Annotated in this window: 25 protein-coding genes; 9 read left to right on the plus strand and 16 right to left on the minus strand. The window is 59.2% G+C overall.

Annotated features, from left to right (window positions below):
• Nucleotides 1-25: 25 nt before the first annotated feature.
• From ACR3XE_RS10970 to coxB, 13 genes are all read right to left on the minus strand, one after another.
• The gene (locus ACR3XE_RS10970; RefSeq protein WP_473700144.1) at nt 26-769 is read right to left on the minus strand and encodes a 3'(2'),5'-bisphosphate nucleotidase CysQ; all 744 of its coding nucleotides are present in this window, start codon (nt 767-769) and stop codon (nt 26-28) included.
• Nucleotides 757-2,685 (minus strand): sulfate adenylyltransferase subunit CysN, encoded by a 1,929-nt coding sequence (cysN, locus tag ACR3XE_RS10975; protein WP_486185733.1) that lies wholly within the window; start codon nt 2,683-2,685, stop codon nt 757-759. Before cysN ends, ACR3XE_RS10970 begins: the two co-directional genes overlap by 13 nt.
• On the minus strand, nt 2,685-3,581 hold the full coding sequence (cysD, locus tag ACR3XE_RS10980; protein WP_486185734.1) for a sulfate adenylyltransferase subunit CysD: 897 nt from the start codon (nt 3,579-3,581) through the stop codon (nt 2,685-2,687). Before cysD ends, cysN begins: the two co-directional genes overlap by 1 nt.
• A 168-nt stretch (nt 3,582-3,749) precedes the next feature.
• Nucleotides 3,750-4,640 carry a class I SAM-dependent methyltransferase gene (locus tag ACR3XE_RS10985; RefSeq protein ID WP_486185735.1) on the minus strand — a complete coding sequence of 297 codons (891 nt, stop codon included), beginning with the start codon at nt 4,638-4,640 and terminating at the stop codon, nt 3,750-3,752.
• Nucleotides 4,633-6,030: a threonine synthase gene (gene thrC / locus ACR3XE_RS10990; RefSeq protein ID WP_473700143.1), complete on the minus strand. Its 1,398-nt coding sequence runs from the start codon at nt 6,028-6,030 to the stop codon at nt 4,633-4,635. Before thrC ends, ACR3XE_RS10985 begins: the two co-directional genes overlap by 8 nt.
• A gap of 27 nt (nt 6,031-6,057) precedes the next feature.
• Nucleotides 6,058-6,699 carry an SURF1 family protein gene (locus ACR3XE_RS10995; RefSeq protein ID WP_473700142.1) on the minus strand — a complete coding sequence of 214 codons (642 nt, stop codon included), beginning with the start codon at nt 6,697-6,699 and terminating at the stop codon, nt 6,058-6,060.
• On the minus strand, nt 6,692-7,087 hold the full coding sequence (locus ACR3XE_RS11000) for a DUF983 domain-containing protein (protein ID WP_486186025.1): 396 nt from the start codon (nt 7,085-7,087) through the stop codon (nt 6,692-6,694). The genes ACR3XE_RS10995 and ACR3XE_RS11000 overlap by 8 nt, the downstream gene beginning before the upstream one ends.
• Nucleotides 7,088-7,089: 2 nt before the next feature.
• Nucleotides 7,090-7,965, minus strand: a complete 876-nt coding sequence (locus ACR3XE_RS11005) for a cytochrome c oxidase subunit 3 (RefSeq protein WP_473700140.1) — start codon at nt 7,963-7,965, stop codon at nt 7,090-7,092.
• A 78-nt stretch (nt 7,966-8,043) separates the two neighbouring features.
• Nucleotides 8,044-8,592, minus strand: coding sequence for a cytochrome c oxidase assembly protein (locus ACR3XE_RS11010; protein ID WP_473700139.1), 549 nt, complete (start codon nt 8,590-8,592; stop codon nt 8,044-8,046).
• Nucleotides 8,589-8,723, minus strand: coding sequence for a hypothetical protein (locus tag ACR3XE_RS11015; protein WP_473700138.1), 135 nt, complete (start codon nt 8,721-8,723; stop codon nt 8,589-8,591). Before ACR3XE_RS11015 ends, ACR3XE_RS11010 begins: the two co-directional genes overlap by 4 nt.
• The gene (locus tag ACR3XE_RS11020) at nt 8,720-9,631 is read right to left on the minus strand and encodes a heme o synthase (RefSeq protein WP_473700137.1); all 912 of its coding nucleotides are present in this window, start codon (nt 9,629-9,631) and stop codon (nt 8,720-8,722) included. Before ACR3XE_RS11020 ends, ACR3XE_RS11015 begins: the two co-directional genes overlap by 4 nt.
• A 60-nt stretch (nt 9,632-9,691) precedes the next feature.
• The gene (gene ctaD / locus ACR3XE_RS11025) at nt 9,692-11,356 is read right to left on the minus strand and encodes a cytochrome c oxidase subunit I (protein WP_473700136.1); all 1,665 of its coding nucleotides are present in this window, start codon (nt 11,354-11,356) and stop codon (nt 9,692-9,694) included.
• 13 nt (nt 11,357-11,369) lie between these two features.
• Nucleotides 11,370-12,422 carry a cytochrome c oxidase subunit II gene (coxB, locus tag ACR3XE_RS11030; protein WP_473700135.1) on the minus strand — a complete coding sequence of 351 codons (1,053 nt, stop codon included), beginning with the start codon at nt 12,420-12,422 and terminating at the stop codon, nt 11,370-11,372.
• Nucleotides 12,423-12,651: 229 nt separating this feature from the next.
• Here coxB and pyrE point away from each other — a divergent pair, with 229 nt between their 5' ends.
• The 5 genes from pyrE to ACR3XE_RS11055 are packed head-to-tail and all read left to right on the plus strand — an operon-like array spanning nt 12,652 to nt 16,334.
• Nucleotides 12,652-13,239 (plus strand): orotate phosphoribosyltransferase, encoded by a 588-nt coding sequence (gene pyrE / locus ACR3XE_RS11035; RefSeq protein ID WP_473700134.1) that lies wholly within the window; start codon nt 12,652-12,654, stop codon nt 13,237-13,239.
• Complete coding sequence (locus ACR3XE_RS11040) at nt 13,236-13,979, plus strand: pyridoxine 5'-phosphate synthase (RefSeq protein WP_473700133.1); 744 nt, start codon at nt 13,236-13,238, stop codon at nt 13,977-13,979. The genes pyrE and ACR3XE_RS11040 overlap by 4 nt, the downstream gene beginning before the upstream one ends.
• The gene (gene acpS / locus ACR3XE_RS11045; protein ID WP_473700132.1) at nt 13,976-14,377 is read left to right on the plus strand and encodes a holo-ACP synthase; all 402 of its coding nucleotides are present in this window, start codon (nt 13,976-13,978) and stop codon (nt 14,375-14,377) included. The genes ACR3XE_RS11040 and acpS overlap by 4 nt, the downstream gene beginning before the upstream one ends.
• Nucleotides 14,378-14,383: 6 nt before the next feature.
• The gene (gene lepB, locus ACR3XE_RS11050; protein ID WP_486185736.1) at nt 14,384-15,232 is read left to right on the plus strand and encodes a signal peptidase I; all 849 of its coding nucleotides are present in this window, start codon (nt 14,384-14,386) and stop codon (nt 15,230-15,232) included.
• A gap of 16 nt (nt 15,233-15,248) precedes the next feature.
• Nucleotides 15,249-16,334 (plus strand): AI-2E family transporter, encoded by a 1,086-nt coding sequence (locus tag ACR3XE_RS11055; protein WP_473700131.1) that lies wholly within the window; start codon nt 15,249-15,251, stop codon nt 16,332-16,334.
• 7 nt (nt 16,335-16,341) lie between these two features.
• Here the strand turns inward: ACR3XE_RS11055 and ACR3XE_RS11060 are convergent, their stop codons facing one another.
• Nucleotides 16,342-16,851, minus strand: a complete 510-nt coding sequence (locus ACR3XE_RS11060; RefSeq protein WP_473700130.1) for an FKBP-type peptidyl-prolyl cis-trans isomerase — start codon at nt 16,849-16,851, stop codon at nt 16,342-16,344.
• A gap of 191 nt (nt 16,852-17,042) precedes the next feature.
• Nucleotides 17,043-17,249: a 30S ribosomal protein S21 gene (gene rpsU / locus ACR3XE_RS11065; protein ID WP_037510267.1), complete on the minus strand. Its 207-nt coding sequence runs from the start codon at nt 17,247-17,249 to the stop codon at nt 17,043-17,045.
• Between the two features lie 226 nt (nt 17,250-17,475).
• Here rpsU and ACR3XE_RS11070 point away from each other — a divergent pair, with 226 nt between their 5' ends.
• From ACR3XE_RS11070 to ACR3XE_RS11080, 3 genes are all read left to right on the plus strand, one after another.
• Complete coding sequence (locus ACR3XE_RS11070) at nt 17,476-18,240, plus strand: class II aldolase/adducin family protein (protein ID WP_473700129.1); 765 nt, start codon at nt 17,476-17,478, stop codon at nt 18,238-18,240.
• A 41-nt stretch (nt 18,241-18,281) separates the two neighbouring features.
• Nucleotides 18,282-18,818, plus strand: coding sequence for a (2Fe-2S)-binding protein (locus ACR3XE_RS11075; RefSeq protein WP_473700128.1), 537 nt, complete (start codon nt 18,282-18,284; stop codon nt 18,816-18,818).
• 128 nt (nt 18,819-18,946) lie between these two features.
• Nucleotides 18,947-19,888 carry an RcnB family protein gene (locus tag ACR3XE_RS11080; RefSeq protein WP_473700127.1) on the plus strand — a complete coding sequence of 314 codons (942 nt, stop codon included), beginning with the start codon at nt 18,947-18,949 and terminating at the stop codon, nt 19,886-19,888.
• A gap of 92 nt (nt 19,889-19,980) precedes the next feature.
• On the opposite strand, the gene ACR3XE_RS11085 is transcribed toward ACR3XE_RS11080, so the two are convergent.
• A complete protein-coding gene (locus ACR3XE_RS11085; RefSeq protein WP_473700126.1) occupies nt 19,981-22,602 on the minus strand; it encodes an EAL domain-containing protein in 2,622 nt (873 codons plus the stop codon).
• A 175-nt stretch (nt 22,603-22,777) separates the two neighbouring features.
• On the opposite strand from ACR3XE_RS11085, the gene ACR3XE_RS11090 reads away from it, so the two are divergent.
• The gene (locus tag ACR3XE_RS11090) at nt 22,778-23,806 is read left to right on the plus strand and encodes a fatty acid desaturase family protein (RefSeq protein WP_473700125.1); all 1,029 of its coding nucleotides are present in this window, start codon (nt 22,778-22,780) and stop codon (nt 23,804-23,806) included.
• Nucleotides 23,807-23,809: the final 3 nt, after the last annotated feature.

Below are 23,809 nucleotides of genomic sequence, written 5' to 3' on the forward strand. Positions count from 1 at the left end.
ATCAGCGCGACCGACCTGACCGATTTCAGCCCGCCATTTCGGCGACGAGTGCCAACACCTGTTCGGCAAGGCTGGCGCGGCAGATCAGCAGATCAGGCAGATAGACATCCGCCTGATTATAGCGCAGCGGGCTGCCGTCGATGCGCGAACAATGCAGGCCAGCCGCAGCGGCAATCGCCACCGGCGCGCAATTGTCCCACTCATACTGCCCGCCGCTGTGCAGGTAAATGTCCGCTTCGCCAGTCACCACCGCCATTGCCTTGGCGCCAGCACTGCCCATGGGGATCAGGTCGGCGTTAAGCGATTCAGCAACGGCTACGGCTTCGCTGGCCGGTCGGGTGCGGCTGACCAGCATCCGCAATTTGGCGGGCGGTGGCGGCACGACTGGCGGCGCGTCTGATCGCAGCACGACCCCCTGCCCCGGCAGGGCCACCGCGCCCACCTTGGCCACACCATCGACCGCGAGGCCAACATGCACAGCCCAGTCGGCGCGCGCTTCGCCATATTCGCGCGTCCCGTCGACAGGGTCGATAATCCAAACACGGCTTTTCTCCAGCCGTTCCTCGGTATCCTTGCTTTCTTCAGACAACAGGCCGTCGTCGGGCCGACACTGGCGCAGCGCATGGATCAAAAACTGGTTCGCGACCTGATCGCCAGCCTTGCCCAATGCCTTGCCGTCGATCAGACCCGACCCGCGCACATCCAGTAGCAACCGCCCGGCCACTTCGGCCAGTTGTGCCGCCAGCTCGGCATCCCTCAATCGTTCCATTTATAGATCCAGTCGACGATATGACGCGCCGCCTCTTGCGGGGTCATCTCGGTCGTGTTGACGCGGATTTCGGGAGCTTGCGGAACCTCATAGGGGCTGTCGATTCCGGTGAAATTGGCCAATTGTCCGGCGCGTGCCTTTTTATACAGGCCCTTGACGTCGCGTGCCTCGGCAACCTCCAGCGGCGTGTCGACAAAGATTTCGACAAATTCGCCGTCGGGCAACATATCGCGCACCATTTTCCGTTCGGCGCGGAAGGGCGAGATGAAGGCGGTGAGCACAATCAACCCCGCGTCGGTCATCAACTTGGCAACCTCGCCGATGCGGCGGATATTCTCCACCCGATCGGCATCGGTAAAGCCCAAATCCTTGTTCAGCCCGTGCCGCACATTGTCGCCATCGAGCAGAAAGGTGTGGCGGTTCATGACATGCAAACGCTTCTCGACCTCATTGGCGATCGTCGATTTGCCCGATCCCGACAGGCCCGTGAACCACAGCAGCAACGGCTTCTGATTCTTCAGCTTCGCATGGGCATCGCGGTCCACATCGGTGTCCTGCCAATGGACATTCTGACTGCGACGAAGGGCAAAATGCAACATCCCCCCCGCAACCGTCGCGTTGGTCAGCTTGTCGATCAGGATAAAGCCGCCCAGATCATGGTTGGTGTCATAGGGTTCAAAGATGATCCGCTTGTCGGTCGCCAGTGTGCAGACGCCGATATCGTTGAGTTCCAGCGTTTTGGCCGCAAGCTGATCCATCGTGTTGACATCGACGCGGTATTTGGGTGCCTGCAGCGTCACACTCACAGTATGGGCGCCCAATTTCAACCAGTAACCGCGCCCGGCCAGCATGTCCTGATCGGCCATCCACACGATCGTCGCTTCAAACTGGTCGGCGATTTCGGCCGGTGCGTCGCTGGTGCAGATGACATCGCCGCGCGAGCAGTCGATCTCGTCAGCGAGGCACAAAGTGATCGACTGGCCGGCAACCGCCTCGTCAAGGTCACCACTGGCCGTTTCGCCCGGCATGGTAACGATGCGGCTGACGGTCGACATGCGCCCCGACGGCAGCACCCGCACCGCATCGCCAACGCGCACCTTGCCGCTGGCAATCTGGCCTGAAAAACCCCGAAAATCGAGGTTGGGGCGGTTGACCCATTGCACCGGAAGGCGAAACAGCCCCTCGGCACGCTCATCAACGCGAAGCTCAACCGATTCCAGATGCTCGACCAGCGGCGGACCGTCATACCAGGGTGTATTCGCCGACGGTGCAGTGATATTATCACCCTTGAAGCCCGAAATCGGCATCGCGACAAAGGCGTCAATCCCGATGCTTTTGGCAAAACCGGCATAGTCGGCAACAATGTCGTCAAAAACCTGCTGACTATAGTCGACAAGGTCCATCTTGTTGACCGCCAACACCAGGTTTTTAATGCCCAGCAAATGGGCGAGATAGCTGTGGCGGCGCGTCTGGGTCAGAACGCCCTTGCGCGCATCGACCAATATCACCGCCAGATCGGCGGTCGACGCGCCGGTGACCATGTTGCGCGTATATTGTTCGTGCCCCGGCGTATCGGCGACGATGAATTTGCGTTTCTCGGTCGCGAAAAAGCGATAGGCGACGTCGATCGTAATCCCCTGTTCGCGTTCGGCGGCAAGCCCATCGACGAGCAGGGCAAAATCAATCTCCTGCCCCTGTGTGCCCACCGATTTTGAATCGGCCTCCAGCGCGGTCAGCTGATCCTCAAAGATCATCTTGCTATCATAAAGCAGCCGTCCGATCAGCGTCGATTTGCCGTCATCGACCGATCCGCAGGTGATGAAACGCAGCATCGTCTTATGCTGGTGCGCGTCCAGATAGGCGTCGATGTCTTCGGCGATGAGCGCATCGGTTTGATAAATGTCGGTGCCGCTCATCAGAAGTAGCCCTCCTGCTTCTTTTTCTCCATGCTGGCGGCCTGATCATGGTCGATGGCCCGCCCCTGCCGTTCCGACGTGGTGGTCAGCAGCATCTCCTGAATAATCTCGGGCAGCGTCGCCGCCTCGCTTTCGACCGCGCCGGTCAGCGGATAACAGCCCAGTGTCCGAAACCGGATCGAGCGCATTTCGGGCACCTCGTCGGTCTCCAGCCGGAACCGGTCGTCATCGACCATCAGCAACAGGCCGTCGCGCTCCACCGTCGGGCGCTTGGCTGCATAATAAAGCGGGACAATTTCGATATTTTCCAAATGGATATATTGCCAAATGTCGAGCTCGGTCCAGTTCGACAGCGGAAAAACGCGGATGCTCTCGCCCTTCGCCTTGCGGGCATTATAGAGCTTCCACAGTTCGGGCCGCTGGCTCTTGGGGTCCCATCCATGGCTGGCGGTACGAAAAGAAAAGATGCGCTCTTTCGCGCGACTTTTTTCCTCGTCACGCCGCGCTCCGCCAAACGCGACATCAAAACCATGCAGGTTGAGCGCCTGCTTCAACCCTTCGGTCTTCCACATGTCGGTGTGCAGCGCGCCATGATCAAAGGGGTTGATGCCCTTTTCCAACGCTTCGGGATTTTGATGGACGAGCAACTCCATGCCCGCATCGCGCGCCGCCTTTTCGCGCAGTTCGTACATTGCCTTGAATTTCCAGGTCGTGTCGACGTGTAGCAAGGGAAAGGGCGGCGGCGAAGGGTAGAAGGCTTTTTTGGCCAGATGCAGCATCACCGCCGAATCTTTGCCCACGCTATACAGCATCACCGGCTTGCCCGCCTCGGCGACCACCTCTCGCATGATGTGGATGCTCTCCGCCTCGAGGCGCTGCAAATGAGTCAGGGACATGAAAACTTCTCGCAATCTTGCCAGCCTGCGGACGCCGCAGGCCATGGCATAGCCTTCATGTAGGCAGAATGCGAGGCGGCGAAAGCTAGAAAATCTTTGGCAATCATCGACAAAAGCTACGGCCTGCCCTGTCGCAGGACAAGTCCGATCTGGGTCGGTGCAATCGCCTCAACGGCTCCAGCGAGCAAAGATAGCGGTCGGCAGCAACAGCCCGCGTGCTTCTTCGCGCACCGCCAGCTCGCCGCATTCCACCGTGCCGGGCAGATCGGCAAACAACTGGTTGAGCAATTCGCCAATCGCCAGCGCCGACATGCGCACCGCATAGACGGTCAGAAAAAGCGCGCGGCTGTCCGCATCGAGCAAGCGACGGCAATCGGCAAGCAGAGGGGCCAGCCCCTCCTCCAACTGCCAGCGTTCGCCCGTCGGGCCGCGCCCGAATTTCGGCGGATCGAGCAAGATGGCGTCATAGCGTTTCTCGCGCCGGACCTCGCGCGCGGTGAATTTGCTCGCATCATCGGTGATCCACCGGATCGGACGATCTGCCAGTCCCGCCAGCGCCGCATTGTCGCGCGCCTGCGTCACCGATTTCTTCGACGCATCGACATGCGTCACCGACGCGCCAACCGAGGCCAAGGCCTGACTGCCGACGCCGGTATAGCCAAAAAGGTTCAAAAAAGCGGGATCAGGCTTGTCCGCCACCCGCTCGCGCAGCCAGTCCCACACCGGCGCCATGTCGGGAAAAAATCCCAAGTGGCGAAAGGGGGTGCATTGCGCGGTAAATTGCGTCTCGCGCCAAGCCAGTGGCCAGCCTTCGGCGGGAACGGGGCGATTATAATACCAACGCCCCCCGCCATCCTCGTCCGATGCCGGCATGAACTCGCCATCGGCCTTGTCCCAGTCGGCGGCCGACAAAGCAGGCTCCCACATCGCCTGTGGTTCCGGGCGAATGAAACGATAGTCGCCGTAACGCTCCAATTTGCGCCCGCCACCGCTGTCGACCAGCCCATAGTCCGCCCATGGTTCACCAACCAGCGTTTGCAGCGGAAGCAGTTCAGCCACGGCGCGACGTCGCCAATATATGCGCTTTTACCGTGTCATAATCACCGGGCAGATGCTCGAACCGTTCCTCGCGCTCGAACAAATTGCCCAGCCGTGTCGGCAAGGGCGGGCGCACACCGGTGGCGCGCTCGACCGCATCGCGAAATTTGGCGGGATGCGCGGTGGCAAGGGTGACGACGGGAATGTCAGCATCCATATCCAGTTCGCGCGCCGCAGCCAGCCCGATGGCGCTGTGAGGATCGATAAAATGCCCCGCATGTTCCTGCGCCCAACGCAGCGCCAGCGTCATGCCATCGGCATCGATGCGCGCACTGCTGAACAGATCCTGCGTACTGGCCAACATGTCGGCGGGAATCGTCATCGCGCGCTGACGGTCAAAATCGTCCATCATGCCGGTAATCGCCGCGCCGTCGCGGCCCGACATGTCGAACAACAGCCGCTCGAAATTGCTGCTGACCTGAATATCCATGCTCGGCGTCGCGGTTGGGGTCACCGTTCCCGCGCTATAATCGCCGCTGGTCAGCGCGCGGTGCAGGATGTCGTTGACGTTGGTGGCGACCACCAGCCGCGCAATCGGCAGTCCCATTTGAGCCGCGACATAACCCGCAAACACATCGCCGAAATTGCCCGTCGGCACGCTGAACGCGATTGGCCTGTCGGGTCCGCCGAGGCGGACGGCGGCATAGAAATAATAGACGACCTGCGCCATTAATCGCGCCCAGTTGATGCTGTTCACCGCCGACAGGGTCAGCGCGTCACGTGCTTCGCTGTCGCCGAACAACCGCTTCACCATCGCCTGTGCGTCGTCAAAGCTGCCGTCGATCGCGATATTATGCACATTGGGCGCCAATATGGTCGTCATCTGACGGCGCTGGACATCGCTGACCCGACCTTCGGGATGAAGCATGAAGATGCGGATATGGTCGCGCCCCGCCACCGCCTCAATCGCCGCCGAGCCGGTATCACCCGACGTCGCGCCAACAATGGTCAATTCCGTGCCACCACCCGCCAGAAATTTTTCGAACAATTGCCCGAGCAGCTGCAACGCCACATCCTTGAACGCCAGCGTCGGCCCGTGAAACAGCTCGAGCAGCCAATGGCGATGATCAAGCTGTACCAGCGGCGTCACCGCATCATGTGCGAAATTGCCATACGCCGCCTTGCAGAGCCCGCGCAGTTCATCGCGGGTCAGGCTGCCTTCGACAAAGGGCGCCATGATGCGCACCGCGGTTTCGACATAGTCCAGCCCCGCCAGCCCGCGAATATCATCTTGGGAAAGGCGCGGCCATTCGGCGGGCACATACAGCCCCCCGTCGGACGCAAGACCGGCGAGGGTCGCTGAACGAAAGTCGAGGGTCGGCGCCGTGCCGCGCGTGCTGACATATTTCATAATGGGGATGCGCCTAGCGGCACGCGGTCAGCCCTGCAAGCGGCGGCGGATCGCTAGCGCGTAAATGACCAGCGCGATGCCCGCGAACAAGAACCATTGCACGGCATAGGCCAGATGATTGTTCGGAATATCCTCCGGCGTCGGTGCGGCACTGGCGCGCAGCCCCGGCGCGGGCTCATCGGACAGCAACATCGCGCGCGCTGGCACCGCGCGTCCGGTCAGCCGCGCAATGATACTGGGCTGATTCGGGCCGGGAACGATCATCCCCGTCACCTTGCCGCCTGACCAGACGGGCGGCGCATAGCCATCACTGACTCCCATATCGACCAAGACGCCCGGTCCTTCGGCGCCGGTGCGGCAGTCGGCAACCAGACGATAACCGACCTTTCCGTCGCGATCCGCCCCGCCCCGCGAATCCCAGCGCACCGGCTCCAGACAGACGACGCTGCTTTTGCGAAACAGCATGGCGTCGGGCACAGGCGGCAATTCGGGAAATGTGACCAGCGCGGGGTTGGCGGCATTGGCGTCGAGCAGCGCAATCAGCGCTTCCTTCTCACCTTTGCGCTGCAACTGCCACACACCCAGCGCAACCATGATCGCCGCGGCCAGCACGACAATCAGTGTCGAAACTATCGGAATGCGGCGGAGTGGTTTTGGTGTGTCAGTCATCGTCTTTTTCGATCTGTCGTCCTTCGGCTGCCTGCCGTTGGTGCTCGGCCGCAATCAACGCAGCCTTTGCGAGACGCAAGCCAAAGATCACCGTTCCAGCGGTCAAGGGCACCCACAATATAATGTGGAGCCACAGCGGCGGCCTGAACATCGCATCAACGACCAGCGCCGATACAACGATCAGCGCGCCGATAATCAGGGTCAAAAAGGCGGCGGGGCCGTCACCGACATTATAGCGGCTGAAATCCAGCCCGCAGGTGCGGCAGCGCGTGGCAAAGCTGATCGGTCCGTCAAACAGTCCCGGCGCACCGCATTCGGGGCACAGACCAAAAAGGGCAGCACGCCCGATTGGCGGCTGCCCCCCTTTTTGGTCGGGTTCTTGGCTCAGCGTCAACCGCCGTGAACCGGCGCGCCCCAGCCACCCCAGATATAAACGATGATGAACAGGAACAGCCACACGACATCGACAAAGTGCCAATACCAGGCCGCCGCTTCAAAACCGAAATGCTGTGTCGGTGTAAAATGGCCTTTATAGGTGCGGACCAGACAGACGATCAGGAAGACGGTTCCGACCAGCACGTGAAATCCGTGGAAACCCGTCGCCATGAAGAAGGCCGAACTGTAATTGATGCCGCCAAAATCAAATGGCGCATGGGCATATTCAAAGGCTTGGATCGAGGTGAAGACCATGCCGAGGATGATCGTCAGCCACAGCCCCTTTTTCAGTCCCTCGCGGTCGCCGTGGATCAGCGAATGATGCGCCCAGGTCACGGTGGTGCCCGAACAGAGCAAAATCATCGTGTTGAGCAAGGGGAGCGAAAAGCCGTCGATGACTTCGATGCCTTTGGGTGGCCATTGCAACAGCGCCGATGCCCCCGTCTGGCCAAACAGGCTGGTCACGGCGCCTTCTGCATATTCAACCGGCACAGGAAACAGCGAGTAATCGAACCATGCCCAGAACCAGCCGACAAAGAACATCACTTCCGACGCAATAAACAGGATCATCCCATAGCGCAGGTGGAGCTGCACGACCGGCGTATGATCACCGCTATGCGCTTCGTTGATGACGTCAGCCCACCAGCTGAAGAAGGTACCGATAACACCAGCAACACCCAGCCCGAGCACCCATATTCCGGCGTTCCCGAAATAATCGGTATGCATTTCCATGACGCCGCCGAAGAACATCGTCAGCGCAGCGAAGGAGCCAATCAGTGGCCAGACGCTGGGATTAACTAGGTGGTAGTCATGATGTTTTGCACCGGACATGGCGTGTTTCCCGTTTTGATAACCCGGCCCGATGATTCCCCATCATCGCACCCGTCGGTCAGATTCTTGTTCGCGGCCTTAGCTCGCCTTTTTCGACTCGTCCACCGGGTAGAAGGTATAGCTGAGCGTGATTTCCTGAATGTCTCGCGTGTCCGGGTCATCCTTGATCTTGGGATCGACAAAGAACAACACGGGCATGCGAATCCGCTCGCCAGCCTTCAATGTTTGCTGCGTGAAGCAGAAACATTGGATCTTGGTGAAATATTTTCCCGCCTGGGTCGGCGTGACATTGAAAGTCGCGGTGCCGGTCACATCGTGGGGCGAATCATTTTGGGCAATGAAAATCGCCATATCGCGCGCGCCGATACTCACCGTATCGCGCGGATGTTCGGGGCGAAATTTCCACGGCATGTTCGGCGACACATTGGCGTCAAAGCGAATCGAAACCGAATCGTCGAGGACAACCGGGTCGGCGGCAGCAGCGACAGGATCATAGCGTTGCGTGGTGCCGTTAAAGCCAGTGACGCGGCAAAACATATTATAGAGCGGTACCGACGCAAAGCCGAGGCCAACCATAGCTGCCGCGACGAGTCCCATGGAGGAGGCGGTTTTCACATTGGGCGTCATGACGGAAGCACCATCCGCGCGAGCGTGATGAAAAAGAACAAGAAGCACAGTCCGACGAGCATCAGCCCCATCATATTGGCGCGGCTACGCTGGCGGCGACGATATTCCTCTTCGTCAAAGGGCTCGTTCATATCAGGCACCAATGATCGACAACGACCGCGCCGAACAGTAAAAACAGATAAGCGATCGAGAAAGCGAACAGCCGCTTTTCGGGACGCATCGCATCATCTTTGCCGCTGGCGCGCGTACCAACCTGTGTCGAGAGGATCACAAATAGCAGCGACATGACCGTTGCCGTCACGCCATAAATCGCGCCGGTCATTTCCAGCGGCCACGGCGCAATCGCGGCGACCGCCATGATCAACGCATAGAAAAATATCTGCCGACGCGTCGATTTTTCGCCCGCAACCACCGGCATCATGGGGATGCCCGCGGCCGCATAATCCGACTTCATAAACAAGGCGAGCGCCCAGAAATGCGGCGGCGTCCACAGGAATATCAGCAGGAACAGCATCAAAGGCAGAGGCGCCAAGGTTCCGGTCACGGCCACCCATCCGATCAGCGGCGGAAAAGCGCCTGCAGCACCGCCGATGACGATATTCTGTGGTGTCCGCGGCTTGAGCCAGATAGTGTAGATGAACACATAAAACAAGATCGACGCGGTCAGCAGCAAAGCCGCCTGCCAATTGGCGGCGAACAGCATCAGGAAAACCGAAAAGGCGGCAAGCCCGATGCCAAACTGCAAGGCGGTCTGCGGATCGAGTCGACCAGCAGGCAGCGGGCGCCCCGCCGTCCGCTTCATCTTGGAATCCAGCCCAGCCTCATACCATTGGTTGAGCGCACCCGAGGCCCCTGCCCCCAGCGCAATCGCCAATATCGACGAAAAGCCCAGCACCGGATGAACATGCCCCGGTGCAGCGAGCAAACCGCATAGCGCGGTGAACACGACCAGCGACATGACGCGCGGCTTGGTCAGCGCGAACAGGTCGCGCCAGTCGGCGGGTAACGCCAATTTGCCATGGGTCAGGCTGCTAGCCATGATAACTCCCGCCCGTAGGGCAATGCTCCCCCATCGTTCAACGACAGGGGAGGAATGCAATCAGGCAATATGGGGCAGTTCGTTGAACTGGTGATACGGCGGCGGGCTGGACAGTGTCCATTCCAGCGTCGTTGCGCCTTCGCCCCAAGGATTGTCAGCGGCTTTCTTGCCCGCAAACAACGACCACAAAATGTTGGCAAAGAAGAACAAAGTGCCAACTCCCATGATCGTATAACCATAGGTCGATGCGATATGGTTCCAATAGGTAAAGGCTTCCGGATAATCAGGAATACGACGCGGCATACCGTTGTTACCCAAGAAGTGCATCGGGAAGAACAGGACGTTCACGCCGATGAAGAACAGCCAGAAATGGATCTGCCCCAGCACCTCATTGTACATCCGGCCCGACATTTTCGGGAACCAGTAATAGAAACCGGCGAACAGCGAGAAGACCGCGCCGAGCGACAACACATAGTGGAAGTGGGCCACAACATAATAGGTGTCGTGGTAGATAGTGTCGATGCCGCCATTGGCCAGCACAACACCCGTAACCCCGCCGACCGTGAACATGAAGATGAACCCGATCGCCCACAGCATAGGCGTCTTGAAGCTGATCGAACCACCCCACATGGTGGCAATCCAGCTGAAAATCTTAATCCCCGTGGGAACGGCGATCACCATCGTCGCGGCGGTGAAATACATTTTCAGGTTTACGTTCATGCCGACCGTGAACATGTGGTGCGCCCACACGATGAAGCCAACAACGCCAATCGCGACCATGGCATAGGCCATGCCCAGATAGCCGAACACCGGCTTTTTGCTGAAGGTCGAGATGACCTGGCTGACCATGCCAAAGCCCGGCAGGATCATGATGTAGACTTCGGGATGGCCAAAGAACCAGAACAGATGCTGGTAGAGCACCGGATCGCCGCCGCCTGCCGCGTCATAGAAGGTCGTGCCAAAGTTGCGGTCGGTCAGCAGCATCGTAATCGCTGCAGCCAGCACCGGCAGAGCCAAGAGCAGCAAGAATGCCGTAACCAGGATCGACCAGACAAACAGCGGCATCTTGTGCAGCGTCATGCCCGGTGCGCGCATGTTAAAGATGGTGGTGATAAAGTTGATCGCGCCCAAAATCGACGACGCACCGGCAAGGTGCATAGAGAAAATGGCCATATCGACCGCCGGCCCCGGAGAGCCGCTGGTCGAAAGTGGCGCATAAATTGTCCACCCTGTGCCGGCCCCTAGGCCACTGCCACCGGGGACAAAGGCCGAACCGATCAACATGATAAACGCCACAACGACCAGCCAGAAACTGACATTGTTCATGCGCGGAAACGCCATGTCGGGCGCGCCGATCATCAACGGCACAAACCAGTTACCAAAACCGCCGATCATCGCCGGCATCACCATAAAAAAGATCATGATCAGTCCGTGCGCGGTAATCAGCACGTTCCACAGATGGTGGCCTTGGGTCACCCCGGCGGAAGGGTCGAGAATCTGCGCCCAACCGGTCAGATATTGAATACCGGGTTCGGCCAGCTCAAGCCGCATCAGGCCGGAAATACCTCCGCCGATGATGCCTGCACAGATCGCGAAGATCAGATAGAGGGTGCCGATGTCCTTGTGGTTCGTCGACATGAACCAACGGACGAAAAAGCCCGGCGTGTCACCATGGTCATCATGCGCATGATCATGGCCAGAAGCGGTGGAAGCGATGTCAGTCATCGATCAAAAACCCTCAGTTGCTAGCCGCCGGTGCAGCGGCCGGAGCAGCTGCGGGCGTTTCAGTTGTCGTTTTTTCAGCCGGAATGGGAGCCGAAATGGCATCCGCGGCCTCTGGCTTGCTGTCGGCAACGCCGGCAGGGTTGCCGCCCTTGAAGCGGACCCAGGCTTCCCACTTGTCTTCGGGTAGAGCCTCGACCGCGATCGGCATGAAACCGTGGCCAACACCGCAAAGCTCAGAACATTGTCCGTAATAGACGCCGGGCTTGTCCACCGTGAAAGTCGTTTCATTCGAGCGACCGGGAACCGCGTCCATCTTGGTCCACAGGGCCGGAACCGCAAAGCTGTGAATAACGTCCGATCCGGTAATCAAAAGCTTTACCTGCCGTCCGACGGGAACAACCATGCGGTTATCCACGCCCAGATGACGCGGCTCACCAGCGGCTGCAGCAGCCTTGTCGTCCAGCATGTTGGACACATATTCGTCGATGCCTTGGTCAGGATAGGCATAACCCCAATACCATTGGTAACCCGTGACCTTGATCGTCAGTGCATCTTTCGACGGCGGCGCATATTGAGCTGCCAGCAACCGGATCGACGGAACGGAAATAACCGCCAGAATCAGCACCGGAATGGCCGTCCAGATGATTTCAATAAAGGTATTATGCGTCGTTTTCGACGGCACCGGGTTGGCCGATGCGCGATAGCGGAACACCACCCAGAACAAAAGTCCCAGCACAAACAGCGAGATGACCGTAATGATCGGGAGCAGCATTTTGTGGTTGAACCATTCGGCCTGCTCGCCAAGCGGCGTCACCTGCGGCTGGAAATCATAGCCGCCAGCCGTCGGCTGACCGATGCCCGCGGTGGGCTTCATCGGGACATAAGTCGCATCGCCCGCTGGCACCGCGTCGGTTGACGCGGAATCAGTGGCTGGTGCTGCCGGAGTCGCCGAGGGCATGGCCTCGGGGGCCGTTGCCGCGACTGGTGCCGCGTCCTGCGCATGACCGGCGCCAACGACGCCGAGCGACAAAACCGCCGCAATTACAAGGGTTTTCAAGCTGTTCATATGGATAGTGCCGCCCGTTGCCTGATCTTCAATTTTGTTTCACTCCGCCCTTGCCACTGTTCCGGTAAGTCCCCAGATTCACCGAGCAAGGGTGGAATGTTGCGGGCGCTATAGACCCGCTTGCCGCTTGCCTCAAGCATCTCTAAAACTATTTTCAATTCGACGATTTCAACACCGCCTGACACTTCACATTGCGGAAGCTGGCCCAAAACAAAAGTGCAACTCCCCTATGACCGAAGACGAGATATTAGCCGAATTCCGCGCTGCCGACGCATTGCTGCAAGGGCATTTCCTGCTTTCGTCGGGCCGGCACAGCGAATATTATCTGCAATGCGCGCGCGTCCTGATGGACAGCGAACGCGCTGGACGGCTTGCTTCGACACTTGCCGCAAAGCTGCCGCGGGACCTTCGCCAGTCGATTGATATTGTCATGTCGCCAGCGATGGGCGGCGTCATTATCGGTCATGAAATGGGCCGCGCGCTGGGCAAACCCGCGATGTTCGTCGAGCGTCCCACCGGCACGTTTGAACTTCGCCGCGGCTTTGCCATCGCACCGGGCGCCAAAATCTTGATGGTCGAGGATGTCGTGACCACCGGCCTCTCTTCGCGCGAAGCCATCGCGGCCGTGCACGCCGAAGGCGGCGATGTGATTGCCGAGGCTTCACTGGTCGACCGTTCGGGCGGCAGTGTCGATCTGGGCGTTCCCTTTTACCCGCTCGTCGAAATCAGCTTCCCGACCTATGCGTCCGACGAACTGCCCCCTGCCCTCGCCAAAACCCCCGCCATCAAGCCCGGCAGCCGGAGTGTCACGGCTTGACGGGGCCATCGCGCCTGCGGCTCGGCGTCAACATTGACCATGTCGCGACTATCCGTAACGCGCGCGGTGGCGACCATCCCGATCCGGTTCGCGCCGCCGAAATCGTCGCGGCGGTCGGCGGCGACGGCATCACCGCGCATCTGCGCGAGGACCGCCGCCATATCCGCGACGATGATCTGGCCCGAATTCAGGCCGCGACCGACTTGCCGCTAAACCTAGAAATGGCGGCGACCGATGACATGCTGGCGATCGCACTGCGCCACCAGCCGCACGCCGCGTGCATCGTTCCCGAAAAGCGCGAGGAGCGCACCACCGAGGGCGGGCTCGACGCGGCGGGCAAGCACAACCAGCTCGCCCCCATCGTCGCGCGCCTGAATGATGCAGGCATCCGCGTCAGCCTGTTCATCGAACCCGACGCGCGCCAGATAGAGGCGGCGATGCAGCTTAGGGCGCCAGTCGTCGAATTTCACACTGGCCGCTATGCCCATGTCACGGGTGAAGAACGTGCCGCAGAGCTACGCCGCCTCGCCGACGCCGCCGCGCTGGCGTGGAAAAACGGTATCGAGCCGCACGCCGGCCACGGCCTGACCTTTGACAATGTCATCCCCGTCGCCGCCATCCCCCAGCTCGCCGAACTTAATATCGGCCATTATCTGGTCGGCGAAGCGATCTTTACCGGGTTGGAAGAGGCGATTCGCCGGATGCGGACGCTGATGGACGAGGCACGAGGCGCTTTATGATTATCGGCCTTGGTTCTGACCTGTGTAATATAGAACGTATCCAGGGATCGCTCGACCGCTTTGGCGAGCGTTTCGAAAATCGCGTCTTTACCGAGGTGGAGCGCGCCAAAGCAGCGCGCCGTCCCTTCACCTGCGCGGGGACTTACGCCAAACGCTTTGCCGCCAAAGAGGCGTTTTCCAAAGCCGTCGGCACCGGGTTCAAGCGCGGCGTGTTTATGAAGGACATCGGCGTCGTTAACGCGCCGTCGGGTGCGCCGACACTGGCGCTGACTGGCGGAGCGGCGGAGCGGCTCGCCGAACTGACACCTCCCGGCTATCAGCCGCATATCCATCTGACCCTGACCGACGACCATCCCTGGGCGCAGGCCTTTGTCATCATCGAAGCCTTGAAGGACTGAATATATATGGCCCGCGACAAGCAAAAGGGCGACGGCGGCTGGGGTAAATTGTTTCGCGATATCGCGGTGATCCTGCTCCTCGTCCTCGGCATCCACAGCTTTGTGGCCAAACCTTTTTATATCCCGTCTGAATCAATGATGCCGGTGCTGCGCAACGGGGATCGGCTGGTGGTCAGTAAATATCCTTATGGTTGGTCTTATGCCTCGATAAGTTTCCACCTTGCGCCCAAATTTGCCGATCGATTGTGGGGAAAGCTGCCCGAACGCGGTGACATTGTTGTGCTCGAACATCCGGTCACGCGGCAGGATTATATCAAGCGTGTTATCGGCCTTCCGGGCGATACAATCGAAGTCAAAGCTGGTGCGCTCATCATCAACGGTCAGCCGATCAAACGCGAAGCGCAGCCGATGCTGACCATCCCCGTCGACGCCAATTTGCCCGACAAGGCCAGCCTGTTCACCGCTTCGGTGCATCCCGATGCCAGCGGCAAACCTGTAATAGATGTCCCGATTGTCCGCGAAACGCTTCCCGGCGGCGCGACCTTTGATACGATCGACCTTGGCCCCGGCTATCCCAATGACAATTATGGACCAATTACGGTTCCCGCCGACCATGTGTTCCTGATGGGTGATAACCGCGACGGCAGTGCCGACAGCCGTGTTCCGACTGAACTGAACGGACTGGGTGGTCCAGTATCCTTTGAAGAGATTTCGGGCCGCGCCGAAATGATCAGCTTTTCCACCGATGGCACGGCCGAATGGTATAATCCGATCAGCTGGTTCACCGCCTTGCGCTCGGGCCGCGCAGGAACCAGTCTGCGCCCTGCCCATACGCCGCAGCCGGTGAACAAATAATATGGCGAACAAGAGGATGCCCAAAATGAAGGACAGTCCCCAAGCCCCTGGTCCAACAGAGATCAGCAGCCAGCTCGTCCGTGCCGAATTGCTCAAGGCCAGTGTGTGGCTGGGGCTTGCTTTGCTAATCGGCGTAGCGATCGTCCTGATTCAGCCGATCCTGTTGATCTTCGCCGGCATCGTTGTTGCCTCAGTGCTCGACGGCGGGACGCGGTTGTTGGGCCGCGTGCTGCCCATTGGACGCAGCTGGCGGCTGGGGATCGTCTGCACCTCGCTGCTCGCCTTCATGATCTGGACCTTTTTGTTCGCGGGGTCGCAACTCGCCAATCAGGCCGCGAACTTGCAACAAATCCTGATCGATCAGATTAATCGCGCTGCTGTCTGGGCCGGCTCGCACGGGATGGGCGAGTTGAAACTAGACGCCCAATCCATCTCGGAAAATCTGGCCGGGACGGTCGGACGCGTTACCGCCGCCGTTGGCACCGTCGTTGGCGGGCTCACCAGTCTGGTGATGATCGTCGTCCTCGGTATTTTCATTGCCATAGAACCCCGCCTTTATGAACGCGGCGTTGCGTGGATGCTGCCCGTCAGCGCGCGAGATGATTTTTACGGTACTATGGAAAAAATGGGCTGGACGCTACGCCGCCTGATGGCGGGTCGCCTGCTCGGCATGGTTGTCGAAGGCGTTGGCACCTGGGTTTTGCTGGCGCTCGGGGGCGTGCCGATGGCGGCCCTGCTCGGCCTCCTCACCGGTTTGCTCGCTTTCATTCCCAATATCGGCGCGATCGTATCAGGGGCACTCCTCGTCCTCGTCGGCTTTTCGGCGGGCGTCGATACCGGGCTTTATGCCCTATGCGTCTATTTCGTGGTTCAGACGGTCGATGGCTATCTGATCGTACCGATGGTCGCAAAGCGGACGGTCGACCTTGCCCCCGCTCTTGTGCTTGGCGCGCAAATCCTGCTCGGCACCTTGCTGGGCCTGTTCGGACTGGCGCTCGCCGATCCGATTGTCGCGATGATCAAAGTCGCCCTTGAGCGCGAGGCCGAACGCAACGCGCGGCCCGGCCCGGAACGAAAAGGAGCGGCTGAGACGGCCGCCTGAACACGCTTTACTGTGGCGGCATTCCGCCCGGCGCTGCGCCCGGCTGTTGCATCTGCTGCTGTTGCTGCATCATCTGCTGCATCGCCCGCACTTCGGCTTCGGAACGGAAATCGATCAGCGTGACAGAAAAGTGCAAGGTGCTGTTGGCAGGAATCGGGCCGCTTGCCTTGGAACCATAACCCAGCTTCGGCGGGATGGTGATGTCATATTCGCCACCCTTTTTCATCCGCACCAGTGCCTTTGAAAAACCGGGAACGACCTGCGACACCGCCATGGGGGCCTGTTCATTCGAGTCGAATACGGTCCCGTCGTCGAGCTTGCCTTCATATTTCACGAGCACAACATCGGCCATCGTCGGGCTGGCTCCGGCGCCTTCCTTGACCACGGTAAAGCCGATGCGGGGCGTTTGCGAGAAAGCGAAAAAGACCGCGGCGGCGACCAGCACCAGCACGCCAATCCAGATTGCCCAAAGCCCGCTTTTGTTGACCGGACGCAATGGAACAGTGGTTACACTCATGATCGCAAATCCTTCCCTGCCCGGTTGCCCGGGATGTTGCATGGGCCGCCTATAGGCTGTGCGACTTGCGGCGGTCCAGAGCTATTCTGTCGAGCGCAGCGTCACACCTCCTGCCCATTTGCTTCAGACATGAAAAAAGGCGCCGCGATTGCTCGCAGCGCCCTTTTCGCATTTCCGTACGGAAACAGCGGCTATTTAATGCCGTCGCGCTCCATCCGCTTGCGCTCCATCTTGCGGGCGCGGCGGACAGCAGCAGCGTGCTCACGCGCGCGCTTTTCGCTGGGCTTCTCGTAGTGACGGCGCAGCTTCATTTCGCGATACACGCCCTCACGCTGCAACTTCTTCTTGAGCGCGCGAAGGGCCTGGTCGACATTATTGTCGCGAACGATAATTTGCATATGCCGTGTCGTCTCCGTTTCAGTCAAACGATCCAGAGCCGCCGGATTCATCCGGTTGGCCACAAATCGCCGATATCTGGGCAATAAAAAGAGCGCCGCGAACTCGCGACGTCCCGATGGACAGCCACTAAAGGGATTCGTCTACAATTGCAAGCCGGGATTGTGTTGCTGCCGACCCCTGTGGCATAGGTTGTATATCAAGACGCAAGATCGGAGAGATGGTGCCATGGCTACCCAGTTAAAGCGGAACAGCAAATATAGCGAAGCCGAATGGACCGCGCGGCAGGAACTTGCCGCCTGCTATCGCATCTTTGCCATGATGGGCTGGGACGAGATGATCTTTAACCACATCACGGTCAAGCTGGAGGATCAGGAAGGCGCCTTCCTGATCAACCCCTATGGCATGCACTTCAGCGAAGTGACCGCATCCAGCCTGATCAAGATCGACATCGACGGCAATAAACTCGACGAGGATAATCCTTGGCACGTCAACAAGGCAGGTTTTGTCCAGCACAGCCTGTTCCACCGCGTCTTGCCCGACGCGCACGCCATCATCCACACCCACACCACCGCGACGATGGCGGTGTGCGGGCTTGAGGGCGGGCTGCAACCGACCAATTTCTATGCCTGCAACTTCATGGGCCAGTTGGGCTATCATGACTTTGAAGGGATTACGGTCCGCGAGGAAGAGGGCGAGCGGCTGGTCAAAAGCCTTGGCGACAAACGCATCTTGATGCTCAAAAATCATGGCCCCGTTGTGATGGGCAAGTCGCTGAGCGATGCCTTTATCAAATATTGGGCGCTGCAACGCGCCTGTGAAATCCAGCTCGCGACGATGAGCATGGGCAAGCCGATCCTCATCGACGAAGATGTCATCAAGGTTCATCAGCGCGACCTTTATATGGCACAAATCCCCGGCCAGTCGGGCAAAGCCGAATTTGATGCGATGGTGCGCAAGGTCGACAAGATCGACAGCAGCTGGCGCGACTGAGCCAGACCGCGTTCCCTGCCCGCTTTGCATAGAAACCCTGCATGACCAAATTCTCTGTCAACGAGCGGCCCATCGAATATCGAATGGATCCCGAAACGCCCCTGCTATGGGCGTTGCGCGACGCGTCAAACCTCACCGGCACCAAATATGGTTGCGGGACGGGCGAGTGCGGAGCCTGCACGGTCGACATCGACGGCGAAGCCATCCGAAGTTGCCTGGTGACGATTGCCGAATGTGAAGGCCGTTTTGTCACGACGATTGAAGGGCTATCGCGCGACCGCAGCCATCCGGTGCAACAAGCATGGGTGGCCGAGCAAGTTCCACAATGCGGATTTTGCCAGTCGGGTATGATTATGGCGGCGGCCACTTTGCTACGCGGCAACAGCAACCCCAACAGTGCCGAAATTGACGCGGCGATGACCAATATCTGTCGCTGCGGCACCTATCCGCGTATCAAGGCCGCGATCAAGCTGGCCGGGCAAGTGTTGCGCGGCGAAGAGCGTATCGCCGCCGCTCCACCTCCCGGCATTCGTCCTGCGGATGCCGCCAAATCTGTTCCGGCCCTGACTCCGAAATAGCGCGCAGCCTAAACCTGAACGAAAGACAACATTACGGTTCAGGCCCAACTCATCTGGTCGGGGGTATCACTCATTTCATCATCCCGGCTGGCTTCCCAGCAATGGGACAAGAATGGGAGACCGTCGTCATGAGATATTTATTTGGAGGATTGCTGGTCGCCGCGACGATGCTAACCCCGATCCAGCCTGCAGCTGCCAAGCCGAACGGCCAAGCCATCGAACTCGCCCAGCGCGGGGATCGTGGACAGCACCGTTCACGGAACGGCGGCGAACGTCGCGAACAGCGCGGCGAAACGCGCAGCCAGCGCCGTAGCGAAGTCCGCACGGAGCAACGCGGCGAGAGGCGTGCCCAACGGCGCGGGGAAGCTCGCGTGCAGCAAAGCGAAGCCCGCCGTCAGACACCACGCCAACAGGCCCAGCGCCCGACAGCGCGACGCGCACCCGTTACGCGCAGCCAATCTCGCGGTGGTGGTGATATTCGCACCAATCAACAGCGCCGCAACCATGCCCGCACAGATCAACGGCGGAGCCGCGCCAATGACAGCCGCCGTGCCGGCCAGATCCGCGACCGGAACCAGCGCACCAACCGAAGCCTAGACCGCAATCGCGACGGTCGCATCGATCGTCGCTATGATCGCAACCGCGATGGCCGTATCGACCGCCGCTATGATCGCAACGGTAATGGACGGCTGGATCGCCGCTATGACCGCAATCGCGACGGTCGCATAGACCGCCAATATCGGGGCAATAGCAACAGCCGGTCGTGGAACAAGCGCTGGCGTAATGACCGCCGCTATAACTGGCGCGATTATCGCAAACACAACCGCAGCCATTATCGGCTAGGCCGCTATTATTCGCCCTATCGTGGCTATAACTACACGCGGTTCAGCATCGGATTTAACCTGTGGCCGAATTATTACAGCTCACGGTACTGGATCAATGATCCGTGGCAGTATCGCCTGCCCGATGCCTATGACCCGTATCGTTGGATCCGCTATTATGACGACGCCTTGTTGGTGAACATCCATAATGGTCAAGTCGTCGACGTCATCTACGACTTCTTCTGGTAAGACCTTTCGCTTTCCAGAAGCAAGATGAGCGGGGCTGGTGGTAACCGGTCCCGCTTTTTCGCGCCTGCTTAGCAAAGCGGCGCAGGCCTGATCTAGGCAGCGCGCCCGACCAATTTCTGTCTGGGCATTGCCAAGGCCGTCGTCGCGGGTGCGGTTGCACCAATCAGCGATTCAATTTCGACCCGTTCGTCAAATTTGACGCCCATGCGATTTTCAATCGACCAACATGCGGCGGCCTTCAAAACCACGCCCCCGCCAAATTCCAGCGTGAATTGCGTGCCATCGGGAACATTCCACAGTCCATCGAGGCGCGCTCCACCGGGTGATATGTTGCGGACAATCGCTTCATAGCGAAAGCCGCCACTCTCGACGAAAATCGTTCGAAATATCCGCCGCCGGTTTTCGCGAGCGCATTGAAAACCCTCGGCCACCACGCGGCCATTATCGCGCAGCAGCAAGTCGATGGCCTCTCCAAGCAACATCGGTTTTCCGTAAATATAACCTTGGACATGGCTGCACCCGAGCCCGCGGATCAGGTCCAGCTCGTCATGCGTTTCGACGCCCTCTGCCGTGGTTTCCATCTTGAGCGCCGAAGCCAGCCCGACAATCGATGAAATAATCGCCGCATTCATGCTCGCACTATCGGCGGCACCACGCACAAAGCTCTGGTCAATCTTGATCTTGTCGAACGGCGCCTTTTTCAAATAACCAAGCGCCGAATATCCGGTACCAAAATCATCGAGCGCCAGGCGCACGCCGGTACGTTTCAGCTTTTGAAACATCTCCAGATTCTCGGGGCTTTCGTCGAGGAATATACCCTCTGTGATTTCCAGTTCCAGCTGCTCTGGGCGGATTCCGGCCGCCGCGACAGCACTGACGATGGTGGCTGGCAGCGCCTCATTGGCGAACTGTCGCGGCGATACGTTGACAGCGATCCGATAGTTGGAACCCAACCGCGCGATCGAATGACAGGCGGTGCGGATAATCCACTCGCCAATCGGAACAATCAGATTGGCCTCTTCGGCAATCGGGATGAATTTTTCGGGGCTAATCAAACCGTCGGTCGGATGGTGCCATCGGATCAGGGCTTCAAATCCCGTCACTCGTTCGCTCTTTAGATCGACGATGGGTTGATACAAAAGCTGAAATTCTTTGTTTCCCAACGCATCGCGCAGCTTGTCCTCAATCGCTTTACGCTCGCTCGCCTGATTATGCATGGCATCGACATAGAAACGATACACCCCGCGTCCCGCATCCTTCGCCGCATAAAGCGCAAGGTCGGCGTTGCGGACGAGCGCTGCCGACGGCACGCCCGCTCCGTCAGATACGGCGATCCCGATTGACGACCCCACGCGCACTTGCTCGCCTTCGATGGCAAAGGGTTTGGCAAGGCTGACGATAATATTGTCCGCCATTGCTGTCAGTCGCTCGCCCTGAACGATTTTCGGCAACACGACCTGAAACTCATCGCCGCCCAGTCGGCCAACCTCACCATGTTCTCCGACAATGCGGGTGATCCGCCGCGCCACCTGCTGCAGCAACTGATCGCCCACCGGATGCCCCAGCGTATCATTGACCGCCTTGAAACGGTCGAGGTCGAGCAGCATCATCGCGCAAGGCTGCGGCTGGCCTTGATGATTGCGCAAGGCGCGTTCAAGAAAATCCGTAATGTGCAGACGGTTGGCGAGTCCGGTCAACGTGTCATAGCGCGCCAGTTGGTTAATCTCCGCCTCGGATTTTTTCTGTTCGGTCAGGTCGGTTCCGCTGCCGCGAAAGCCTTGAAAATTACCCAGTTCATTGCTGATCGGACTCCCCGAAATCGACCACCACCGTTCTTCGGTGCGAACCGCCGCCTGAACGGTCAATTCCTTGAACGGCGTCCGCGACGACAGGCTGAAACCCAATGTCCTCTGTTCGCGGTCATCGGTGCCGGACCGCTTTCGGATGATGTCGGTGAACGGATGCCCGATCAGGCGCCGTGCGTCGACACCCAGCTTTGATGCTACAGTCGGCGAAATATAAACGAGTTGACCATGACGGTCGGTTTCCCAGAACCACCCCTGCCCCGTCGTTTCAAAATCGCGAACCAGATTCATGGCCCGTTGCTGATCGCTAATCCGTGACTGATTGGCCAATATCTGCGCCCGGCGATGGTGCAGGTCATCGCGCACCATCACCAGCATCAGGATGACAAAGGCTAGAGCTGTAAAGGCAAAAGGTATGGACGCAATTCCTACCGCCCCTCCTGCTGTCGTCGCAGCGGCCAGAACAAAAAAGCCGGGCCGCGACATCGTCACTGCCGCAGCGGCCACCAATATGGTGCCAAATCGAACCGCCGCAAAGGCGTCGAATAACAAGCGACCGTCGATCTGAGATGTGGCGGCAAAGGTTGACCAGGTAACAAAAAATGTCCCGGTCGCAATCAACATCATCGACGCGCCGAATCGAATTTTGAGATCGCTTAGCGATTGCACCCTGCGACGGCGCGCTCGGCGCAGCGCGACCAACAATACCACGTCGCAAAAGAATCCGAAGGCAAAGGGCAACCACAGCGACGAATGGCTTACAAAGTCATGCTCGACCGGTGAAAACAGCAGGAAACACAAAGCCAATATGCGGCTGGCAATGACAAAGGGCCACAATTGAACAACGCGCCCGACGCGCATCATCAGATCGGCCGAAAAATAGCCGCTTCCTTCGCTGCGCAAAGCCATGGTCGGTGGTCTTTGAAATGTCGATCGCAAACCCTGAGGCCTTTGTGAAATTAATGGTCTTGGTGTTCCGATTAGCGCTTTGTCAGATGGTGGTTGCCAAATCCTTATGATTCCAATGGGAATAAATACGCACTGTATCATTTTGAAATAGGCCGATTTGGTATAAGATAGATCCATGCCCGCCGTCCGCCTCTTGCCACCCAAGGCCTTTTTTTCCACCGATGCGTGGAAAGCAGTCACGCGCGTGTCACCATGGCGCGGCCTGTGGCTGGTCAGCCATGCCTGGCTGATCAGTTTTGCGGTGATTGCGCTGGCCACATGGACCGCGCATCCGCTGGCATGGCTGCTCGCCGTGATACTCGTCGGCGGGCGTCAGTTGGGGTTGGCCATATTGATGCACGACGCGGCCCACGGCCTGCTCCACCCCAAACGCGCCACCAATAATTTTCTCGGCCAATGGCTGACCGGGGCGGCGGTCGGAACAGACCTGATCGCCTATCGCACCTATCATCTGCAGCATCATAGGTTCACCCAGCAGGACGAAGACCCCGACCTATCGCTGTCGGCGCCTTTTCCCACCAGTCGCGCCAGCCTTGCGCGCAAGGTTTTCCGCGATTTGAGCGCGCAGACATTTTTCAAGCAACGAGCGGCGCAATTCGGCTTTGCGCTCAAAGGTGTTAGCGCAATGCTTCGCGGTGACACGACGCAGCCTGCAAAAGCGGACACGCGCGCTGGCACGACCTTCAATCCGCAAAAGGGCGACGGCATCACAGCGCCAAACAGTGATATGGCCTCAGCGATTGTTGTCGCACAGTCGGTCGGTCGTTTCCTTCTGCTTCAGGCCCTGTTGCTTGCCATGTCACTGACGCTGTACGGCTGGACACCATTCCTGATCTGGTTCGTCGCGCTGGCGACGACCTTTCCGCTCTATCTTCGCATCCGCAACATCGCCGAACATGCCTGCACCGCAACGGGCAGCCAGGACCCTTTCACCCATGCCCGCACCACCCATGCCGGATGGATCGCCCGCGCCACCGTCGCGCCCTATTGGGTCAATTATCACAGCGAACATCATCTGTTCATGGGCGTGCCCTGCTATCGCCTGCCCGCTGTTCACGCGATGCTGGGCCGCGCCGACGCGCATCAAAAGATGACGATTGCGCCCAATTATTGGGCGGTGATGAAGCTAACCTCTAGCCTCTAGCCT

It is taken from the genome of Sphingopyxis sp. 10G20-10 (assembly GCF_057365075.1).